The sequence below is a fragment of the Capnocytophaga sp. oral taxon 412 str. F0487 genome (assembly GCF_000271925.1).
In the GTDB taxonomy this organism is placed as follows: domain Bacteria; phylum Bacteroidota; class Bacteroidia; order Flavobacteriales; family Flavobacteriaceae; genus Capnocytophaga; species Capnocytophaga ochracea.
In genome coordinates this window covers 1-3,834 of the sequence record NZ_AJZR01000042.1, presented here as the reverse complement: position 1 = coordinate 3,834, position 3,834 = coordinate 1, and the positions used below count along the sequence as shown (strand labels likewise).

2 protein-coding genes, 1 tRNA gene and 1 pseudogene are annotated in these 3,834 nt (G+C 41.4%); 1 reads left to right on the top strand and 3 read right to left on the bottom strand.

Annotated features, from left to right (window positions below; translation table 11 throughout):
* Positions 1 to 9: 9 nt before the first annotated feature.
* On the bottom strand, positions 10 to 2,184 hold the full coding sequence (locus HMPREF1321_RS07385; RefSeq protein ID WP_009422032.1) for a S9 family peptidase: 2,175 nt from the start codon (positions 2,182 to 2,184) through the stop codon (positions 10 to 12).
* A 176-nt stretch (positions 2,185 to 2,360) separates the two neighbouring features.
* Here HMPREF1321_RS07385 and HMPREF1321_RS07380 point away from each other — a divergent pair.
* Positions 2,361 to 2,434, top strand: a tRNA-Ile gene (locus HMPREF1321_RS07380).
* A gap of 261 nt (positions 2,435 to 2,695) precedes the next feature.
* Here HMPREF1321_RS07380 and HMPREF1321_RS12235 read toward each other — a convergent pair.
* Positions 2,696 to 2,859, bottom strand: a pseudogene (locus HMPREF1321_RS12235) (phosphinothricin acetyltransferase).
* Between the two features lie 398 nt (positions 2,860 to 3,257).
* Positions 3,258 to 3,834: IS4 family transposase (locus HMPREF1321_RS07375; protein WP_009421172.1), on the bottom strand; the 577-nt coding region annotated here is incomplete at its 5' end.

The following is a 3,834-nucleotide window of genomic DNA, read 5'->3' as shown; positions in this document are numbered from 1 at the left end:
CTCTGATAACTACTGATTGTTTTTCTTCACATAATCAATAATTCTTTCTGTAAGATTGATATGGTCAGTACCCCGTACACCGTGTGCGTGCATCGGGTAGATAAATAACTCTATAAAGTCGTTTTTCTTGATAGACTCACGTGTAATACTCATCAGGTGTTGAGGCACTACTACATCGTCTACACTGCCGTGAATAAATAGTAGTGGGCGCTTCAAATTCGTGAGGTATTTGCCCACTCGGCTATTCTCGTAACCCTCTGGGTTTTCTTGTGGGGTATCCATATAGCGCTCGCCATACATCACTTCGTAATACTTCCAATCAGTTACAGCCCCTCCTGCCACAGCAGTTCTAAATATTTCAGGGTGACGAGTGAGCAAGCTCGAAGCCATAAATCCTCCAAAACTCCAGCCGTGTACTGCTATCCTATTGCCATCTACATAAGGCAGACTCTTCAAATAATCCACCCCTTTAAGCTGGTCTTTTACCTCTATTTCTCCCAAACGACGGTGGATTACGCTCTCAAAAGCAAAACCTCTGTTTTCACTACCGCGGTTGTCTAAGGTAAACACAATATACTGTTCGTTTTCTACAAAAGCGTGTAACCACAAGTAAGTATCTGCTAACCATTCGTTTTTCACCTGTTGGGCGTGTGGTCCTCCATATACATAAATCAGCACAGGGTACTTTTTGTTAGGGTCAAAAGTCTTAGGTTTGTGCAATTTACCGTAAAGAGGCGTACCGTCTTCGGCTTTCAGCGTTACAAACTCAGTGGTGCCTACCGCAATACCTTCCAGCGGATTCTTAGCCGTAAGCAAACGCTGTCTACTGCCTTTATCTGTATTTACAAGGTCTATATTTTGTGGAACGCTGATACTGCTATAGCTATCCAAAAGATATTTCCCGTCACTGCTCAGCTGTACGTTATGAGTTCCTGCTTCGGGAGTAAGAGCACTCACCTTTTTAGGGTTTTTAAGCTCTATCTTAAAGCAATGTTGCTCACGTGGGTCAGCACCTGTACCGGTGATAAAGACGTATTTCCCTTGTGCGTCGAAACCTAAAATATCTTGCACTACCCAACGGAAATTGCTAACTTGCTTAATGAGTTTGCCATTCACATTGTAATGGTATACGTTTGTAAAACCATCGCGCTCGCTTAGCCATAAAAACTCATTTGCGTTGTTCGGCAAGAACACAGCAGGCTTTTCGGGCTCTACCCATTTAGCGTTGCGCTCTTCAAAAATTGTATTTACCTTTTTACCCGTACGTGCGTCGTAACGGTTTAAGGCAAAGTGGTTCTGCGCTCTGTTTACTTCCGCCAAAAGAATATATCGCTCATCAGGGCTCCAAGCCAAATTTGTGAGAAAGTGTTCATCGGTAGTGTTGATGTCTAAATAAGAAACCTTCCCGCTTTGGAAATCGTAAATCCCTACTGCTGCCTGCTCGCTCGGCTGACCTGCCATCGGGTATTTAATCGCTTTTAAGGTAGCAGGAGTAGTGGTAATATCCACCAAAGGGTAATCAGCCACCTTGCTTTCGTCTTTCTGATAGAAAGCTAAATAATTGCCCTTAGGCGAAAAGAATATACCTTTATTAATGCCAAATTCGTTGCGGTGAATCGATTTACCGGCTACAATATTCGCATCAGTAAAAGCAGTAACCGCTTGTTTTTCATTCTTTTCAGTAGCCAAATACAAATTATTATCTAAGGTATATGCCACCGATTTTGTAAGAGGATTGTATTCAGCGTTTTCAGCCCCTTTGGGTAGCGTAATACTACTGAGCACATTCTTGCGCTCGTAATTGTAACGGTAATAAGTATTATCCACTTTTAAAACCATTTCCTCTTTACCGATATAGGTGATAGGAGGCAACGAACCGCTGTTTCGCAAGTAGCTTTGCAACCACTCAAACCCCATTGTGAGCTCACTGCCAATAGCGCCCACTTTTTCACCTTTGGGGTTGAAAATCTCATACGTATCACCTTTGCTGTACAGATACAGGTCAGTGCCCTCAATCCACTGCAAATTATCCAAAGTTTCAGGAGAGAGCATGCGGTATCCCATTTCAGAAGAAGGGTCTTGTACCGCGTGAAAAACCGCTTCGGCAACCGTCAGTTTACGGTCTTGAGCTAACGCCGAAAGCGTAATAAAAGCTACGAATAGCGAAGTAATAACTCTTTTCATAATTCAGTTTTACCAATGTAATGAATTGTTTTTACAGCGCAAAAATAAAACATTCTCTTCAAATAGCCAAAGCCTTCACCACTTATTTTTACCCTTTTTCTCGAAAAAATTCCCTATAAATTTGGTCAATTCATTTTTAAATACTACTTTTGCACCGTCTTAATTAAAAACAGACAGGTCTCATAGCTCAGCTGGTTAGAGCATCTGACTCATAATCAGAGGGTCGTTGGTTCGAGCCCAACTGGGACCACCCTCAAAACAAAAGCACTTACAAATGTTTGTAAGTGCTTTTTTATTATACCCCAACTTCGGTTTAACTACATTTTCCATCACCACACACCTCCCTTTCTTTTCGCTACACTCCCCCTTTGAACATTGCCCCTATCGCTAGCGCGAGCTTGTAGCTCCCGCCCATTTGGTTCCTTCTAACCTCTCCAAAACCTTTTACAACCCCCTATTGCTCACCACATTCCCCTTTTAAAGGAAGTCCGCCTTCGTCATTCGCCTCTCGTCATTCATCATTTCTTTCAATTTTCCGTCCCAACATTCCCCCTTTGAAGGTAGCCAACAATAGCTGGGTATGTGCCCTGCGAGAGCGGAGTATGTGAGAAAGGGGAGTTTGTCACCTTTCCCAGCTTGTCCCCCTTCGGGGGTTCGGGGGCTTACCGAATAAATGACTTGTCACAGTTCCCCCTCTCCGAGTGGACTAGGGGGAGGTTTCCTCCGCTTTTCCGTCGCTACACTCCCCCTCTCCTTGGGAGAGGGACGGGGAGAGGATTCTCTTTTCTTTCGCCTCGAAACCCTCTTTTTGCCATTTTTTGCATCGCTATATTATACTATGAGTCAACCACTTATATACCCTTTCTATACCAATCGTCCAAGATTCGTATAAGCTTCCTATAAGCTCTCTATAAGCTAATCCCACCCTTCTTACACTCTTTTTTCACCAAATCTTCTCTCAGCCCTCTTCCGTTCTTTTCCGTTTCCTTCCGAACATTCCTAACAGTCCCAGCATATCATTTTTTCATCTCAAACTTTGCCAAAGTTTGAAACTAAGGTTGTAAGGAACATTTTTAACTATCTGAATAAGAATACATTTTTGAAGGATCTCCTCCGCAATGGATTACAATTTCTTTAATTATTTCATCTTGTAAACCATAACAAAATCGCCTTTTAGGGATTTTATAGCCTTTCAATCCTTCTTCTTTTATGTATGTCAATAGTAATATTGATGCTATTAATATTACATACATCATCACTTGTATGCCATTGAGATTTCTTGAAAAGAAATGTTTAAAGTTAAGCTCTTGCTTTATAAAACGAAAATACTGCTCTATCTTCCAACGATTCCTATAAATTCCGGCTATTTGCTCATCACTAAAATCATCGGTTAAGTTACTTAAAAACAGTATCTTCTCTTCTTTAATTTCTCCTCTCTTCTCATCCTTCTTTAGCAGTCTACCCTCTATCAAACGAAAGGTATTTTTTGTCTTCTTTTGACTTTTAGTGAAAAGATGTACTTTCTGACTGCTAATTAAGCGCAGATGCTCATCTTGCTCAGCTAATTTCTTTACTTGACTCCCTTCTGCTAAAATATACTTTGAGTCTTTGTAAATTCGGGTGACAAAATATTGAGTCTGCTCATCTGAA